The sequence below is a fragment of the Janthinobacterium rivuli genome, from assembly GCF_029690045.1.
Classification (GTDB): Bacteria; Pseudomonadota; Gammaproteobacteria; order Burkholderiales; family Burkholderiaceae_D; genus Janthinobacterium; species Janthinobacterium rivuli.
Genome location: NZ_CP121464.1, coordinates 3,521,369 through 3,536,061 on the forward strand (window position 1 = coordinate 3,521,369; position 14,693 = coordinate 3,536,061).

Here is a 14,693-nt window from a genome sequence, read left to right on the forward strand (position 1 = left end):
GCAATACATGGCAATCATATAACTACCGCAGGTAATCACATGCGCAGAAAACGGATCATCATTACCAGTGTGCTGGTGGCAGTCATCGGCGTGGCCGCCCCCCTGAGCCTGGCCTTCTATCTGTCGTCCGTGCGCGCCGAGCAGGGCGAGCAGGAACGCCTGCGCCTGCTCGCCGGCTACGCGCTCGAGCGCGCCCACCGTTCCATCGCCTCGGCCAGCATGGCCCTGCGCAGCGCCGATGCGCTGGACCTGGCGCCGTGTTCGGAAGCCCATGTCCAGCAATTGCGCCGCATCACCATCACCACGCGCAGCATCGACGATATCGGTTATGTGGAAAACGGCTTGCTCAAATGCACGTCGAACGGCATCGAGGAAGAGCGCATCGCCATCACGCCCGCCGACTTCATCCTGGACAATGGCATGGGCCTCGATTTCAACCTGCGCCCCGTCGTCAGCGGCGGCAAGCGCATGGTGGGGCTGTCTTACCGCGCCCATAAGGTGCTGATCGATCCCGTGCGTTTTTCCGACGTCATCGTCGACAACGATATCCAGATGGCCGTGGCCATCGGCAAGGGCGGCGTGCTCGACACCTTGCACCATCCGGACCCGGCACTGGTCAATACGCTGCTTGCCGGCACGGGGGCGAAGGGCGAACTGGCGCACGAGGACAGCATCCATGCGATGCTGTACCGCGATGGCTTGACGGCCGTCATGATCGAGCCGCGCAGCAAGCTCAGCGAGAGGCTGCGCCGCGAACAGCTGCTGCTCTTGCCGCTGGGCCTGTTGATGGCCGCCTTCATCGTCGGCATCGTCGTGTGGCTGTCGCGCCGCCGGCTGTCGCTGCGCGGCGAGCTGGAAACGGCGGTCGAGCGGCGTGAATTCTTTGTCCACTATCAGCCCATCATCGCGCTCGACACGGGCGTGTGCGTGGGCGCCGAGGCGCTGATACGCTGGCGCCGCCCCGACGGCAGCATGATACGCCCCGACCTGTTCATCCCCGTGGCCGAGGATGCCGAACTGATACTGCCGATCACGGACCAGGTCATTGATTGCGTCATTGCCGACATGCGCGCCGCGCTGCTGGCCGACCGCGAGCTGCACATCGCCATCAACCTGTGCGCCAGCGACATCGAAACGGGCCGGGTGCTCGACGTGCTGGAACGGGCCTTGGCCGGCACGGGCATCGAGGCGCAGCAGATCTGGCTGGAAGCGACGGAGCGGGGCTTCATCAACGTGGAAGCGGCCCGCGCCACCATCGAAAAGGCCAGGGCGCGCGGCCATGCCGTGGCCATCGACGACTTCGGCACCGGTTATTCCAGCCTGTCGAGCCTGCAAAACCTGCCACTCGACGCCCTGAAAATCGACAAATCCTTCGTCGACACCATCGGCACGGACGCGGCCACCAGCAGCGTCACGCCGCACATCATCGCCATGGCCCGCACCTTGAACATGCTGATCGTGGCCGAAGGCATCGAAACGCAGCAGCAAGCGGATTATCTGCTGGAGCGCAAGGTCGAATTCGGCCAGGGATGGCTGTTCGCGAAAGCGCTGCCGGCCGCGGAATTCCTCACCTTTTACCGGGCGCGCCGCGCGCCATCGTCCACATGAAACAGCCACGCTTTCCCTATCCCTTGCAGCCGCTGCGCGTCCCGGGCGGCTGGCACATCACCGTCAACACCCTGTTCGAGGTGGAGCCTGGCCCCGATACGATGGAATGGTTCAGCAGCGCATTGCTGCTGTGGGGCAGCTGCCGCGACTCCGGTTACTGTTTCAATTCGCACTTTGAGCCCGAGGACGATCCGCAGGGCGAATTCGTGCTGGAGATGGGCAAGGTGGCATATGACCGCCACGGCAAGATCGTCCAGGGCAGCGACGCCTTCCTCGGCGAGTTTCGCACGCGCAGCAAGGCGGAATTTGTCGCCCGGGTCGAGCAATTCATGCAAGACCCGGCAGCGTGATTTTTACGGCTTGCGCGGCAGGATGACGTCCTGCCCGCCTTGCTTGAGCACGGCGCTGGCGATCTTGCCCGCGGCATCGCGCGTAAACGCCAGGTCCGCATCGATGGCGCGGAAGAAGAATTGGTCTTTCGCGCTGGCAAACAAGGGCGCCGATCCCATGCCCGTGCCGGCCGCTTCCAGGCCATTCTTACCCAGGGTTACCGTCAACGTGAAATCCTTGTCCAATGGATACTCGCCCACGTACTCGGCCAGCGCGGCGCGCGGCAGCGCGATGGCCGCTTGCGGCTTCTTCAGCGGCGGCAGCGGTGTGCCGGGCAGCAGGGTGGACAGGCCCAGGGCGTCGACGTCGCGCGCCGTGTTCGTCAGCACCATCACGCCCCGCTTGCCGTCCGTTGTGAACGCCGCATAACTGGCGTAGCCACCCGTCTGGCCGCTGTGCCAGGCGTAGCTGCGGCCCTGTTTCTGCTCCAGCAGCCAGGACAGGCCGATTTTCGTGTCGCCGTCGGCCGCCAGCGGGCGCTGCGGCAGGATGGCCAGTGCATACGGGCGCAGCGGCTTGAACATATACGCTTGCAGGTAGGCGATCATGTCGCGCGCGCTCGAATACACGCCGCCGGCCGGCGCCACCACGTTCAAATCCCAGGCCGGTGTCGGCTCGCCCGACAGTAAATGGCCGGGCGCCAGGCGCGCCAGCATGCCGTGCGTGGGCTGGTTCGAGGTGGAACGCATGCCCAGCGGCACGGCGATGCGCTTTTGCAGTAGCGCTTCATAGCTGCTGCCCGCCTGTGCGGCCAGGGCCGTGCCCAGCACGGCGTAGCCGATGTTCGAGTAGTCAAATGCCGTGCCAGGCGCATGCGGCAGGTGGTAGGCTGCGAGAAATTGCCGCTGTTTCGCTTCCGTGTAGTCCGCATACGGGTTGGCCGGATTCTTGGGCGCGAAGTTGTCGGGCAGGCGCGGCAGCGAAGAATAATGCGTGGCCAGGTCGAGCAGGCTGATCTTCTTGCCATCGAAGGCGGGCACGGTATAACCGGGCAATAAAGTGGCCACCGGCTCGTCGAGTCTGACCTTGTTTTCGGCGACGGCGTCGGCCAGCAGCAAGGCCGTCATGGTCTTGGTGACGGAACCGATCTGGTAGACGGTGTCGGCGCCCGGTTTGATGTGCTTGCCGGCGTGTACGCTGCCAAAGCCGTAGACGGCGCTGTCCTTGCCGTCGATCACGGCGATGACGATGCTTGCGTGCATGCCTGCGCGCGTCAGTTCTTCCGCGCGCTGGCGCACGGCGTCGTCCAGCACGGGGGCGGCCAGTGCAGCGGTGCCAGCCAGGCAAAGGGGGAGGAGGGCGAAAGTGGGTGTCATGGGGAAACCTTGTCCAGGGTGGATCGAATGCACGCCGGCCCTTGGAGAAGGTGGCTGGCATGCCCGGTGCAGGATACGACCCCAACATGAAGGCTTCCTGAGGTTTATGGCATTTTTGTCAGTATGCCAAGGCTTGCGCTTGCGCATTTTTCAGCCATGGGCGCGTCCAGCAAACCCGCCAGCTGCGCACGCATGTCGGCGGACATGCATTGCAGCAATTCGCCGCGCCGGCGCGCATCGGCGCGTTTCTTCGACGGCACGGCGGCCAGCTCCGGCGCCCGGTAAGCCGCGCAGGGCAAGTGATAATTGCCATCGCGCATGCGCAAGGCGTGCAATTCCTGCCACACATGGTCGTAATCGGCGGCGATATGGCGGCGGCGCCGCGCATTCAGGGCGATGCGGTTGTCGTTGCTGATCAAGAACAGGTTATTGCAGGCAAAAAAATCGCCGAAATCGCGCAAGGCCGTCACCATCAGGTTTTTCGGGCGGCAACCGTGCAGCGCCCGCGTGGCTTCCTTGACGGCCAGCTTGCCCGCTTCCGAGCGCAAGCCTTGCAGCGCGCCCAGCTGCAGCGAGACGCCATCGGCGCGCGGCAGGAATAAAAAACTGGCCAGGTAGAATGGCTGGCCGTCGCGCGTCAGGCGCAGGCACAGTTCGCCTTCGCGGTAGCTGTCGTGGATGGCCGTCAGCTGCAAGCGGTACAGCGCCCCATCCTTGCCGTCAAACGCGGCCAGCACCACCGCTTGGCGCGCGGCCCGCTCGACCAAGGTGCGCGCGCCCGCTTGCCACAGGAAACGGTAATGCCCTTCCAGCAAGGCCAGGCGGTCCGTGCAACCGAGTTGGCGCGAGGCGTACGGGCGGTAGATCTTGAAGCGCAAACAAGGATGCAGCTGCGCCAGCGAATTCAGGCCTGGCATGCTGCCCAGGAAGGCTTGCCAGCGCGTACGCTGGCGTGGAAAGAAGAGGGCGCCCAGCGCCGCTTTCAGGCGGTGTCCGCTGGCACGGTGGGGTAGGGCGGCGCCGTGGCGCAGGGATAAAGCGATGTCAGTCATGGTTCAGCCGGAAAATGGCAGGCGCTGCACAATGAGAGCCTTGCCAATCTGAATGCTACGTGGGCCGGGTGAATTTCATATTAAGACGCTGTTCCACCCATATTTAGAGGATGACAACTAAACATTTGCCTTTTAGTAATACTGGCGCTTATTCTCCCTGCTCGCCAACCCGATGACTGATGCCTTTCATGAACCACCGCCACTTGCTTGTCATTCCCATGCTGCTTGCCGCACTGGCCGCCCACGCGCAAGACCGCACGGCCGATCCCCTAGGGCCCTTGGCCCAATGCATCAATCGCAGCGAGTTCCAGTTCAGGCAGCAGGACCGCCTGCCCGCGCACGTGACGACGCGCAGCGTCAAGCTGGCAACGGGAGAGGGGCAGGTATCGGTGGCCGACGGCTATCGGCTGATGCTGTTCCACAAGAGCAGCTTGCCCTTCGTGAACCTGAAGATCGAACGCAGCGTTGAAGGCAAGTTTGCCGCCGACCGTGACACGATCCTGGCGCAAATGCAGCAGATGTCCGCCAACAGCAAGCCGCCACAGCTGGTGCCGCTGGAAACGGACACGCGCCAGGGCGTGGAAGTGCTAGGATTGAATAACCCGTATATCACGCAATCGTCGGGCGTGATCAGCGTATACACCTTGCTGCATGCCGCCAGCGGGACGGTCGCCACCGCCTATCTGCTCAATCAGCCGGCAGACAAGCGGGAATTCGCGACGGATGCCCAGTACCAGGCTTTGCGCGACCAGTTCCTTGCCGCGCTGGTTCCCTGCATGGCCAACCCAGCGCAGTAAGGCGTGCGCGCAGTGAAAGAGATGCCAGCCATGAAAGAACCGCGCACGCCGCCCGAAGATGTGGCGAAGAATGCAGCCACCGCCGCCAGCCAGCTCGATGCGAAAGTCGCCTCGCTGGCGCACTGGCGCGGCCAAACCCTGGCCAGCGTGCGCGCGCTGATACGCGCCGCCATGGCCCTGAACACGTCGCCGACACCAAAACGGACCACTACTTGAGACATTATCTGTATATCTGGCATGACCCGGCCGAGCACATGCTGGTCGCTTCCGGCATCGAATTCAAGGATTGTATTGCTGCCCTCGGCAAGGCGGATGGCATCGTGCTGCGCAGGGGCAGTGCCGGCACGCTCAAAAAGCCTGCCGCCTGGCAGACCTTGACGCGGCAGCAACTGCCAGCCCTGGCGCACGAAGATATCCATGCCTGGGGCAGCCATGCCTGGGCCGATTGGCAGGGTGCGCCGCCCGCTTCCGATGATGCGCACGTGGCCGCGATGCTCGGCCACCATGGCGCGCTCGCGCCGCTGCCCGCCTTGCGCAGCCGCTTTCTCGCCTTTGCCCACGACGACGGCTGGTATCTGAAACTGTTTTATAGGGAATGGGATGACGCTGCGGCCTTGCTCGCCGGCACCATCGCGCCAAGCCTGGGCACGCTCGACATGGAGGCGCTGCAACAGGGCGCCGACGGCTACTGGCTGCAGGACGGCATGCTCCAGGTGGAGCTGAAAACCCATGCTGTCGACAGCGTGCTGAACCGCCGCCTGTAAGGAATGGATAACGCGCCAGCCATGTGCCTGATTCGACCTTACGCCAGCGGGGACACGCAGTCCTGCACCGCCATCCTGACCCTGGCCGGGCGCGACGCCTTCGGCCCGGTCGCCGGCAGCGCCGTTTTCACGGCGGCGACGCAGGGCGAAGCCATTCTCGTTGCCGAGTCCGATGGCAGCGTCACCGGCTTTGCCGCCGTGTACACGGGCGACGCGCCGGAGTACTTCCTGCACCATTTGTACGTGCACCCGGCGCACAGCGGCCAGGGCATCGGCGCGCACCTGCTGGCGGCCGTCGTCGCCCGTTTCGGCCCTCACCTGAGCCTCAAGACGCAGCTGGCCAATACGGGTGGGCGGCGTTTTTATGCGCGCGCGGGCTGGGTCGAAGACGCGGCGGACAGCGGCGTGGATGCCATGGGCGCGTGGGTACGGGTGCGCTACCGACGGTAAAGAGTGCGTCAGGGCTGCCTTGAGGGCGTCCTCGAGCTTATCGTAGCGGGCGTCGATGCCGCGCTGTCGTGCAGCGCCAGGCGCGCCGCCATGCCGGCATTGTCGCGCAACAAGCCGTCGCGCTCCTGCGCCCATGCTTCCATTTTCTGCTGCGATAGTTGCCCATTTTCCGCCAGCATGTCGAGCTGGCGGTCTTGCGCGGCCAGCGCCACCTTGGCGTCGTTCAGCGCCAGCAGGGCCGTATCGAGCTTGGCCAGCAGGGCGTCGGCGGACGCGGCCGCCTGCAGGTATTGAAATTCGAACTGGTCGCGCTCGGGACGCACGGTGGCCAGCGCTGCGCGGTCGGCGGCCGCTTCGTCAGCAAGGCGCGCGTGCTCCGCCTGCAGCTGCGCCAGCCGCATGTCTTGTTGCACCAGGGTGGCTTGCTGGCCCTGCAAACGCTGCTGCAGCTGGGCGTTTTCCTGCTCCAGCCTGCTTTCCCGCTGCTGTGCCTGGGCCCGTTCCTCGCTGCGCTGGGTGGCAGCCGCTTCCTGATAATGGTCGAACTGCGAACGCACCTGCGCCAGTTGGCGGTTCAGGGCGGCGATGTCCTCGCCCCGGTCGGCCAGGCGCTGCGTCAGGCCCGCGTTGTCGCTGTGCAATGTGGCCAGGGTGACGGCGCGAAAATGGTGCTCTTCCTTCAGTTGCGCCAGTGCGTGCTGCGTGGCGCGCAATTCCTGGGTGAGGGCGGCGCGCGCCTCCGTCAGTTTCAATCGTTCCATTTCCGTCTTTTTCAGCTTGTCCAGTGCCGCGTCGAGTTCAGCGCGATTCTGCTGCATGCCCGTTTCCAGCTGCTGCGCCACGTCGCGCTGCTGTTTTTCATAGACACCGCGCATCGCTTCCATCAGCTCCGCCGGCAAGCCTGCTTCCGTTTTGACGGCGCCCGCGCCCTGGAACTCTTCCTTCCAGCGCTTGAGCAGGGGAGCGATGGTGCTCTTGCTACCCGTGCTGCCCAGCGCTTCGCGCACGCTGTCGACCGTGGGATTGCGCCCATCGGCAGCGACGATTTGGGCTGCTTTCATAACATCAGAGTACAGAATGCCGGTGCGGGCCATAAAACCACCTATGAGCGAAATTTAGTAACGTATTACATGATACGTAATATCGCATAATATTACGATATAAATTTTTGCATTCTTTGAAAAATATAAGTCACGATAAGATTGCTTATCGCGTGTTATGGGGGTGTTTGGCATGCTATTCTGTGTGTCTCCCAGTACAAAACCGCGATTTCGCCGCCGCCATGCCTGATTTGCCCCTCTCGAAACGCCGTGCCGCCGTGGCCAAAAACACCGCCATCGCCACCGCGCCATTACACGGCGCCCTGATCGATGCGGAGCTGACCGCGCGTCACCAGGCATTTCTCGCCGCCGCCACGTCCGATAACACGCGCCGCACCTACCGTTCCGCCATCCGCCACTTCCAGGCCTGGGGCGGGGCGCTGCCCGCCGACGAGTCCACCGTCATCCGTTACCTGATGGCGTATGCGGACAGCCTGAACGCCCGCACCCTGGCCCTGCGCCTGACGGCCCTGTCGCAATGGCATGTGTACCAGGGCTTTGCCGACCCCGCGTCCACGCCCACCGTGCGCAAAACCCTGGCCGGCATCGCCCGCCTGCACGGCAAGCCAAAGAAAAAGGCCAAGGCCTTGCCATTGGAAGATCTGGAAACGATCGTGTCCAGACTGGCCGCGCTGGGCAAGGTCAAGGCCTTGCGCGACAGCGCCTTGCTGCAGCTGGGCTTTTTTGGCGGTTTCCGGCGCAGCGAACTGGTGGGGTTGATGCTGGAAGACGTGAGCTGGGAGCCGCAGGGCATGGTCATCACCTTGCCCCGCTCGAAAACGGATCAACTGGGGGAGGGCATCGTCAAGGCGATTCCGTTCGGTGACGGCGTCTGCTGTCCTGCCACGGCCTTGCGCGCCTGGCTGGCCGCCGCGCACATCCGCACGGGCCCGCTATTGCGCACGGTGAACCAGTGGGGGCACGTGGGCGCGAAGGGATTGCACGCGAGCAGCATCAACACGATACTGGAGGGCTGCGCCAGGCTGGCGGAGCTCGATTACGTGCCGGAACTATCGAGCCACAGCCTGCGCCGCGGCATGGCCACCAGCGCCCACCGGGCCGGCGCCGATTTCCAGGCCATCAAGCGCCAGGGCGGCTGGCGCCACGACGGCACCGTGCATGGCTATATAGAAGAGGCAGGACGCTTCGAGGAAAATGCGGCCGGGAGTTTGTTGAAGGCGAAGAAGAAGGCGGCGGGCTGAGGCGCCCGACGACACCGTGCAGCGGAGCGCCAGTTGACCGATTGTTATCCCACATTCAACTGATGACATACCCGAGCAAATACAGTACAAACGTAAAGACTGCCAGCAGCAAGAGTCTGCTCAGTTTTTTAGATGTGGTCACGCCGGGCTTTGCGCTAAGCCATCCCGTCACCATAAAAATGAACGATGGGCCAAGAAGATAGGCGACAAGCGCGGCAGTGACCCACCAGGATACCGAACACGGCCCTATTTCGTAGCAAGCGCTGGAGTCGTGGCGCAACAGCTTGACATGAAACCAGAACGGCAGGTGACTGCCAGCGACCGTTGCAGCCCAGCTTGTTAGCAGTCCAGCAATAAGAAACCCTACTGATAAGCCGATACGTTTCACTTGACCTCCCAAAACAGGATGAGGCTTGCGTTGCTCAAGTCCGAGTAACCAATCGAGGTGCCGGGAATATGAGCACTTGATACGCCAATTCTTCTGCCTACCACCGCGATGAAACCTTCAGCGCCAGAGACCATCATTCGCTTGCCATTCCAAAAATCAATATAGCCTCCGCTTGCGCTGTCGGGTGCTTCCCCATCGCGAGGCCAGTCAGCATGAAACATGATGATAGCGGTGCGCGCCTTGACCTTGGATTCCCATTCCTTGCCGGTGACGTCCTCGGGCTTATTTGGCAAGCCGCAAAAGGCTGTAGTTTATTGAAGGCGAAGAAGAAGGCGGCGGGCTGAGCGTGTCCGCCAGCGCGTCCGGTTGAATGGGTGACTGGGTTTATTCCGGCAATTCCGGGATGCGCAAAAGATCGAAATATTGCTCGCGCAGCTTGGCGAGCCGCGCCATCTGCGGCGGAACAGGACGAATCTGCAAAGCCTCCCGCAGGTATTCCAGGCGAGACTCTGCATAATCCCGGTGTTCCTCATCGGATTTTATAAAGTAGTCGATTGCCTGCTCCTCTTGATATACCAGCTGCTCGAGCGAGTACCAACCGACGTAGTAGCCCAAATTAAAGAATTCCTCAAAGGACTCGGCGATCACTACGTTGTTTTCGTCTGCGGATGGCAGAGTCATTATGATCGGCAACGTTCCGTTAGTGGATACAAAATCTTTGAGATAACTGTAATGGACACCGTCCCCGCCTGTGCTTGCAAAGGGAACGACGTTGGTAGGGGTGCACCAGTATTGCTCTTCTATTTGAGGCATTTCCAGGATAAGGCCACAAGGCTCGAAGACCATATCGGCGGAAGTTTCAAACTTAATTGCGGCAGCATCAGCGACTTGATGCAGTTTTTCAAGCTGAACGGGTAGTTTCATATTTTTAGGCCCAACCTGTTAGACATTGCAAAACGACGAGTTAGCATGGGCGCCTGCGATGTAGCATCTCATGCTGTCGACTCAAGGATCCAGCATGGTTGAGTGTATGGCATTATTACCTATTTAGCAAGTTCGAGATATGCATGCAGCTTTGTGAGGCATTTTGAGGCAGCAGACGCTGCGCCAACCCCGTCTTGCGGTGCGCGGGAAGCACACCGCCCAGCCAGCGCTACAAAAAGCCATCCCCGTCCGCATTCCCAGCTTACAGCCTAGGGGCTGGCCGCAGCGCACATCCTTTCAGGGCCGCTTCGAGAAGGATGCGGCCGGCAGTTTATTGAAGGCGAAGAAGAAACTGGCGGACTGAGGCCGCCCCAAAAAAGCATTGCGCTTGAAAATCAGGGATGTTGCTGCTTGTAGAGAAACCAGGTCAAGACTGCCATGATAAACAGCGAGAATAGCGCGCTGATACACACTATCCGCGTTGCGTGATGCTTTCCAATCACTATCCCCAGGAGCGTGCCCCAGGCTATGGGCAAGGTCGCGTAGATGACGATCGACACGACTTTCAGCAAGTTGGAGCATGATTCGCGGCAAATATTGGTCTTGGCAACGACCTCAAACGCATGAGGCAGCATATCGAAGGCGATGCCAACCAGTAAGCCGAGGACAGCAATCTTTTTAACCATCGTTTGACCTCGGGCAGAATGGCTCAGTGTATGGTGTTGTTGCTCCCGTGGCAAGCCTGCAGCACGCGCCAGACTTCTGCTATGGTGCCAATGTGGCTCATGCGGCCGCCTGCTCCCGCGGGCGGATGATCATGCAGGTGGCCGTCGCGTGCGCGTACACTTTACCGGCTTCGTCGCGGATCGTGCCTTCGGAAATGACCAGGTTGCGTCCCGCATTGATGACCTTGCCTTCTGCAAACACCGTCACATTGAAGGGCAGGGGACGGCACATCTTGATGTTCAGGTCCGTCGTGCCGTAGCTTTCGCCGGCCGGCAAGACCGTGTGCGTGGCGCAGCCCGTGACCGTGTCGAGCACGGTGGCGGCGAATCCGCCATGCACGCCACCCATGGGATTGGTGTGCGTTTCATTCGCCGTGGCCGTGAAGACGACGCGGCCATGCTCGACCGTGTGCGCATCCATGGGCATGGTCTTGGAAATGCCGGGCCGTGGAAACAGGCCTTGCGCGAAAGCTTGCATCAGTTGCAAGCCGGTCATGTCGTTGGGATGCATGGGTAACTCCTGTGGTGGTGGTGTGGGGGTGGGTCAGACGTCCTGCGCAAAACGCAGGCGCGAGGCGTGCAGCAGGAAGCGGGCGACCACGGCCAGCTCTTCCTCGCTGAAACCCGCTTTCAGTTGCTCATTCAGGCTGTCGAGCAGGGGCAGGGCGGCGGCCAGCACCTCGCCGCCCCGGGGCGACATGTGCAGGGTGCCGGCGCGCGCATCGAGCGGCGACTGGCCGCGCACGATCAGGCCGTTTTCTTCCATGCGCGCCACCAGGCCCGTGACGGCCGAGTTCTTCAGTTGCAGCGCCCGCCCCAGATCCTTCAGTTGACAGCCTTCCTCGCCCTTCAGTGCGAACAGGGCGACGACTTGCGTGCCGGAAAATCCCAGTTCGCTGGTGAAGACGGCGTCTGCCGAACGAAACAGGTTCTGCCGCGCCAGGTTAAGCAGATTGAACAGGCGCGGCGAACGCTCGCCCAACGGGCAGGCTGCGGCATCGGGGACGTCTGAAGTAGGAGAATTATTAGTACGCATGCGAAGTATACTACTACGTATGCGTAATAAATCAAGCGCCAATTGCTAGTCGCGCTGGTGGCGTCCGATGTAGCGTGCGCGTGGCCGTATCAGCGCCGCGCTGGCGGCTTGCTCGGCCGCGTGCGCGATCCATCCGGTCGAACGGGCCAGCGCAAACACGCTCAATGCTGCGCCCGCGGGCCAGCCAAACGCCAGCTCCATGGCCGCCAGCGCCAGATCGGCGTTCGGACGCGCATCGAGCAGTTCGCCCGCCGTGGCGCAGACGGACAGGATGGCGCGCAACTGCGGATACGCTTGCGACAGCGCCGACAAGCGGTCCAGCAGATACGCGGCGCGCGGGTCGCCCAGCGGATACAGCGGGTGGCCAAAGCCGGCGAATTCCGGCGCGACGGTCTTGTAAAAGGCGTCGATGCTATCCCTGGCGTCCGGCGCGGCCAGCGCCTGCGTCAACATGCACCTGGCCGCCGCGCTGCCACCGCCGTGCTTGTCACCGGACAGGGCCGCCAATCCTGCCCCCAGTGCGGCCGGCAGGCTGGCGCCCGTCGAGGCGACGCAGCGCACGGCAAAGGTGGACGCGTTCAATTCATGGTCGGCCAGCAGCACGAGGGCGGCGCGCAGCAATTCAGTCTGGTCCGGGTCCGCCTGCCACGCCAGCGCCAACTGCTGGTGCAGCGGCAGGGTGGATGGCGCCGTCTGCAGCAGGGCGGCGGCCAGCAGGCGCATCAAGGCGGGACCGGACTCCAGCGCGTGCGGCATGTCCGCTGGCGTCAGCATGGCCATGGCCAGCATGGCGCGCGCCAGCGGCGTCGCATCTGATGCGCAGGCCAGTCCTGAAGGCAGGGCCGGCGCATCTTGCTGGAAATAGTCTGTCGCGTTGTCGTCCCACAGCAGGCCGGCGGCCGTCTCCAGCGTCGCGGACTCGGCCAGCGCCGTCGCATCGCAGCCCCGGTACAGCAGCCGGCCATCGAGAATGTGGGAAATCCGCGTCTCGAGCACGGGCAAGCCCCAGTGCATGGCGGCCACTGCCGTCTGGCCGCCGCGCTTGGCGTCATTTTTGCGAGCCGCCAGGCGCAATACCTCTTCCTGCGGATAGCGCTTGCGGCGCGAATCTCCCTTGCTGACGGAAGCCAGCAAGCCCCGGCTCACGTAGGAATACAGGGTGGGCAGGCTGACGCCGAGGAGGCGCGCCGCGTCAAGGGCGGATAAGTCGTTTTTCATGGCGGCGATTGTATCTGTATATTGATTCGTAGAATCAAGATTGACGGGCCGGGCAGCGCGTCACTAGACTCATGCCTTTGCAGGAGTCCCCATGAGTACACACACGATTCGCACCCTGCGTCCGGACGATGCCGCGCCCTTGCTGGCCTTCGAGCACGCCAACCGGGCCTGGTTCGAGCGCCATATCGACCGGCGCCCGGACGATTTTTACAGCGCTGACGGCATCCAGGCGCACGTCGCGCAATTCCTGAACGAGCACGCACAGGGGCGCATGCACCCCTGCGTCATCGTCGACGAACAGGGACAATTGATCGGCCGCGCCAACCTCAAGGACATTGACGGGCAGGCGCAAACGGCCGAAGTCGGCTACCGCATCGGCGAGCAGCAGGCGGGCAAGGGCCTGGCCACGGCCGCGCTGTACCACCTGATCGCCCTGGCACAAGACGAGTGGCGGCTGGCCAGTCTGTGCGCCTACGCTATCGACGGCAATGCGGCCTCGATCCGCGTGCTGGAACGCTGCGGTTTCGTGCAGGGAACGGCCGTGCCCGATATTGCCATCGTGGCAGGCAAGGTTGTCGATGGCCATGCCTATGCCTTGGATTTGCGGGCGGATGGGGTAGACTATGTCCTGTGATAAATAAACAAAATTGACAGATATGAATCGTGAAAAGCCCCAGCACATCATCGTCATCGGCGCCGGCATCGTCGGCGCGTCGCTCGCGTACCACCTGGCCAGCAGGGGTGAAAAAGTCACCGTGGTCGAGGCGGGCGGCATTGCTTCCGGCGTGACGGGTACGTCGTTTGCGTGGATTAACACGTCCTGCGCCGGTCCCGACCCCATTGCGGCCCTGCGCGGTGGCGCCATCGCTGCCTGGCGCCGGCTGGAAACGCAAGTGCCCGGCTTGACGGTACGCTGGCATGGAGCCTTGTCATACGGCACGCAGGATGGGCGGGTGTCGCCCGAATCCATGTTGCTGGACCGCTCGCGCATCACCGAGCTTGAACCGCGTCTGCGGCAGCCGCCGGAGCAGGCGATCTTTGAGCCGGAACAGGGCGCGCTCGACGCCGTTGCCGCCACACACGCCTTGCTGGCAGCGGCCAGGGCGTTGGGCGCGACGGTTCGCACGCATACGCCCGTACTGGGTTTTGTGGTCCAGGACGCGCGGGTGACGGGCGTGAAAACGGTCGCTGGCCTCATGGAAGCGGACGTGGTCGTGCTGGCGGCAGGCACGGGAACTGCTGCGCTGGCGGCGATGCTGGGCGCCAGCCTGCCCATCCACGCCTCGCCGGCTATTTTCATTCGCTACAAGGCGCCGCCCGGCCTGGTGCACGGCATTATTTCCAGCCATGCAATGGAAGTGCGGCAAGCCGAGGACGGCACCATGCTGGCGGCGGAAGATTACCTCGACGACGCGCCGGAAAACCAGCCCGCCGCCATGGCGCAGCGCACGGCCAGCGCAATCCGCAATGAACTTGCGGGCGCCGACGCCATCGCGCCGGAATTCGCCGCTATTGGCCTGCGACCCATGCCGACCGATGGCGTGCCCACCGTCGGCTACTTGCCCCAGGTCGAAGGCGCGTACGTGTGCGCCATGCATCCAGGCGTCGTGCTGGCCGCCATCGTGGGCCAGTTGGCCAGCGAGGAAATCATCACTGGCGAGCCAAGGTCAGCCCTGGAGGCCTGCCGGCCCGCACGTTTCCTGGCGTGATTGTGGCGTGCTGA

The 14,693-nt window shown here is 63.1% G+C and carries 19 protein-coding genes; 9 read left to right on the plus strand and 10 right to left on the minus strand.

What is annotated here, in order from left to right:
- Window positions 1-39 precede the first annotated feature (39 nt).
- Together P9875_RS15860 and P9875_RS15865 are read left to right on the plus strand one after the other, a co-directional pair.
- Window positions 40-1,608, plus strand: a complete 1,569-nt coding sequence (locus tag P9875_RS15860; protein WP_278315878.1) for an EAL domain-containing protein — start codon at window positions 40-42, stop codon at window positions 1,606-1,608.
- On the plus strand, window positions 1,605-1,958 hold the full coding sequence (locus P9875_RS15865) for a hypothetical protein (protein ID WP_158300110.1): 354 nt from the start codon (window positions 1,605-1,607) through the stop codon (window positions 1,956-1,958). The genes P9875_RS15860 and P9875_RS15865 overlap by 4 nt, the downstream gene beginning before the upstream one ends.
- A gap of 3 nt (window positions 1,959-1,961) precedes the next feature.
- Here the strand turns inward: P9875_RS15865 and P9875_RS15870 are convergent, their stop codons facing one another.
- Entirely contained in the window at window positions 1,962-3,314 is a 1,353-nt protein-coding gene (locus tag P9875_RS15870; RefSeq protein WP_278315879.1) for a serine hydrolase, read from the minus strand.
- A gap of 104 nt (window positions 3,315-3,418) precedes the next feature.
- Window positions 3,419-4,366 carry a VirK/YbjX family protein gene (locus tag P9875_RS15875; RefSeq protein WP_219309175.1) on the minus strand — a complete coding sequence of 316 codons (948 nt, stop codon included), beginning with the start codon at window positions 4,364-4,366 and terminating at the stop codon, window positions 3,419-3,421.
- Window positions 4,367-4,554: 188 nt separating this feature from the next.
- Here P9875_RS15875 and P9875_RS15880 point away from each other — a divergent pair, with 188 nt between their 5' ends.
- From P9875_RS15880 to P9875_RS15895, 4 genes are read left to right on the plus strand one after another with little or no spacing between them, the layout of a single operon-like run.
- Complete coding sequence (locus P9875_RS15880) at window positions 4,555-5,163, plus strand: hypothetical protein (RefSeq protein ID WP_278315880.1); 609 nt, start codon at window positions 4,555-4,557, stop codon at window positions 5,161-5,163.
- A 30-nt stretch (window positions 5,164-5,193) separates the two neighbouring features.
- Window positions 5,194-5,379, plus strand: coding sequence for a hypothetical protein (locus tag P9875_RS15885; RefSeq protein WP_278315881.1), 186 nt, complete (start codon window positions 5,194-5,196; stop codon window positions 5,377-5,379).
- Window positions 5,376-5,927 (plus strand): hypothetical protein, encoded by a 552-nt coding sequence (locus P9875_RS15890; protein ID WP_278315882.1) that lies wholly within the window; start codon window positions 5,376-5,378, stop codon window positions 5,925-5,927. The genes P9875_RS15885 and P9875_RS15890 overlap by 4 nt, the downstream gene beginning before the upstream one ends.
- Before the next feature lie 21 nt (window positions 5,928-5,948).
- Complete coding sequence (locus P9875_RS15895; RefSeq protein ID WP_278315883.1) at window positions 5,949-6,377, plus strand: GNAT family N-acetyltransferase; 429 nt, start codon at window positions 5,949-5,951, stop codon at window positions 6,375-6,377.
- An 8-nt stretch (window positions 6,378-6,385) separates the two neighbouring features.
- Here the strand turns inward: P9875_RS15895 and P9875_RS15900 are convergent, their stop codons facing one another.
- Complete coding sequence (locus P9875_RS15900; RefSeq protein ID WP_278315884.1) at window positions 6,386-7,438, minus strand: DNA-binding protein; 1,053 nt, start codon at window positions 7,436-7,438, stop codon at window positions 6,386-6,388.
- 221 nt (window positions 7,439-7,659) lie between these two features.
- On the opposite strand from P9875_RS15900, the gene P9875_RS15905 reads away from it, so the two are divergent.
- The gene (locus P9875_RS15905) at window positions 7,660-8,679 is read left to right on the plus strand and encodes a tyrosine-type recombinase/integrase (protein WP_278315885.1); all 1,020 of its coding nucleotides are present in this window, start codon (window positions 7,660-7,662) and stop codon (window positions 8,677-8,679) included.
- A 55-nt stretch (window positions 8,680-8,734) separates the two neighbouring features.
- On the opposite strand, the gene P9875_RS15910 is transcribed toward P9875_RS15905, so the two are convergent.
- The 7 genes from P9875_RS15910 to P9875_RS15940 form a co-directional block, all read right to left on the minus strand.
- Window positions 8,735-9,067, minus strand: coding sequence for a hypothetical protein (locus P9875_RS15910; protein WP_219309188.1), 333 nt, complete (start codon window positions 9,065-9,067; stop codon window positions 8,735-8,737).
- Complete coding sequence (locus P9875_RS15915; RefSeq protein ID WP_278315886.1) at window positions 9,064-9,360, minus strand: T6SS effector amidase Tae4 family protein; 297 nt, start codon at window positions 9,358-9,360, stop codon at window positions 9,064-9,066. The genes P9875_RS15910 and P9875_RS15915 overlap by 4 nt, the downstream gene beginning before the upstream one ends.
- 91 nt (window positions 9,361-9,451) lie before the next feature.
- Window positions 9,452-9,991, minus strand: a complete 540-nt coding sequence (locus tag P9875_RS15920) for a hypothetical protein (RefSeq protein WP_278315887.1) — start codon at window positions 9,989-9,991, stop codon at window positions 9,452-9,454.
- A gap of 395 nt (window positions 9,992-10,386) precedes the next feature.
- Window positions 10,387-10,677, minus strand: a complete 291-nt coding sequence (locus tag P9875_RS15925) for a hypothetical protein (RefSeq protein WP_278315888.1) — start codon at window positions 10,675-10,677, stop codon at window positions 10,387-10,389.
- A 97-nt stretch (window positions 10,678-10,774) separates the two neighbouring features.
- On the minus strand, window positions 10,775-11,227 hold the full coding sequence (locus tag P9875_RS15930) for a PaaI family thioesterase (RefSeq protein WP_035818857.1): 453 nt from the start codon (window positions 11,225-11,227) through the stop codon (window positions 10,775-10,777).
- A gap of 33 nt (window positions 11,228-11,260) precedes the next feature.
- Window positions 11,261-11,752 (minus strand): MarR family winged helix-turn-helix transcriptional regulator, encoded by a 492-nt coding sequence (locus P9875_RS15935; protein WP_278315889.1) that lies wholly within the window; start codon window positions 11,750-11,752, stop codon window positions 11,261-11,263.
- A 45-nt stretch (window positions 11,753-11,797) separates the two neighbouring features.
- Complete coding sequence (locus tag P9875_RS15940) at window positions 11,798-12,970, minus strand: citrate synthase (protein WP_278315890.1); 1,173 nt, start codon at window positions 12,968-12,970, stop codon at window positions 11,798-11,800.
- A gap of 91 nt (window positions 12,971-13,061) precedes the next feature.
- On the opposite strand from P9875_RS15940, the gene P9875_RS15945 reads away from it, so the two are divergent.
- Window positions 13,062-13,604, plus strand: a complete 543-nt coding sequence (locus P9875_RS15945) for a GNAT family N-acetyltransferase (RefSeq protein ID WP_278315891.1) — start codon at window positions 13,062-13,064, stop codon at window positions 13,602-13,604.
- Between the two features lie 22 nt (window positions 13,605-13,626).
- Complete coding sequence (locus P9875_RS15950) at window positions 13,627-14,679, plus strand: NAD(P)/FAD-dependent oxidoreductase (RefSeq protein ID WP_278315892.1); 1,053 nt, start codon at window positions 13,627-13,629, stop codon at window positions 14,677-14,679.
- The last annotated feature ends 14 nt before the right edge of the window (window positions 14,680-14,693 follow it).

Excerpts from the sequence above, each read along its gene's own strand:
- P9875_RS15905 (WP_278315885.1), top strand. The coding sequence starts at position 7,660 with ATGCCTGATTTGCCCCTCTCGAAACGCCGTGCCGCCGTGGCCAAAAAC.
- P9875_RS15935 (WP_278315889.1), bottom strand. The coding sequence starts at position 11,752 with ATGCGTACTAATAATTCTCCTACTTCAGACGTCCCCGATGCCGCAGCC.
- P9875_RS15920 (WP_278315887.1), bottom strand. The coding sequence starts at position 9,991 with ATGAAACTACCCGTTCAGCTTGAAAAACTGCATCAAGTCGCTGATGCT.
- P9875_RS15885 (WP_278315881.1), top strand. The coding sequence starts at position 5,194 with ATGAAAGAACCGCGCACGCCGCCCGAAGATGTGGCGAAGAATGCAGCC.
- P9875_RS15950 (WP_278315892.1), top strand. The coding sequence starts at position 13,627 with ATGAATCGTGAAAAGCCCCAGCACATCATCGTCATCGGCGCCGGCATC.
- P9875_RS15870 (WP_278315879.1), bottom strand. The coding sequence starts at position 3,314 with ATGACACCCACTTTCGCCCTCCTCCCCCTTTGCCTGGCTGGCACCGCT.
- P9875_RS15865 (WP_158300110.1), top strand. The coding sequence starts at position 1,605 with ATGAAACAGCCACGCTTTCCCTATCCCTTGCAGCCGCTGCGCGTCCCG.
- P9875_RS15900 (WP_278315884.1), bottom strand. The coding sequence starts at position 7,438 with ATGAAAGCAGCCCAAATCGTCGCTGCCGATGGGCGCAATCCCACGGTC.
- P9875_RS15945 (WP_278315891.1), top strand. The coding sequence starts at position 13,062 with ATGAGTACACACACGATTCGCACCCTGCGTCCGGACGATGCCGCGCCC.
- P9875_RS15880 (WP_278315880.1), top strand. The coding sequence starts at position 4,555 with ATGAACCACCGCCACTTGCTTGTCATTCCCATGCTGCTTGCCGCACTG.
- P9875_RS15930 (WP_035818857.1), bottom strand. The coding sequence starts at position 11,227 with ATGCATCCCAACGACATGACCGGCTTGCAACTGATGCAAGCTTTCGCG.
- P9875_RS15860 (WP_278315878.1), top strand. The coding sequence starts at position 40 with ATGCGCAGAAAACGGATCATCATTACCAGTGTGCTGGTGGCAGTCATC.
- P9875_RS15925 (WP_278315888.1), bottom strand. The coding sequence starts at position 10,677 with ATGGTTAAAAAGATTGCTGTCCTCGGCTTACTGGTTGGCATCGCCTTC.
- P9875_RS15875 (WP_219309175.1), bottom strand. The coding sequence starts at position 4,366 with ATGACTGACATCGCTTTATCCCTGCGCCACGGCGCCGCCCTACCCCAC.
- P9875_RS15895 (WP_278315883.1), top strand. The coding sequence starts at position 5,949 with ATGTGCCTGATTCGACCTTACGCCAGCGGGGACACGCAGTCCTGCACC.
- P9875_RS15940 (WP_278315890.1), bottom strand. The coding sequence starts at position 12,970 with ATGAAAAACGACTTATCCGCCCTTGACGCGGCGCGCCTCCTCGGCGTC.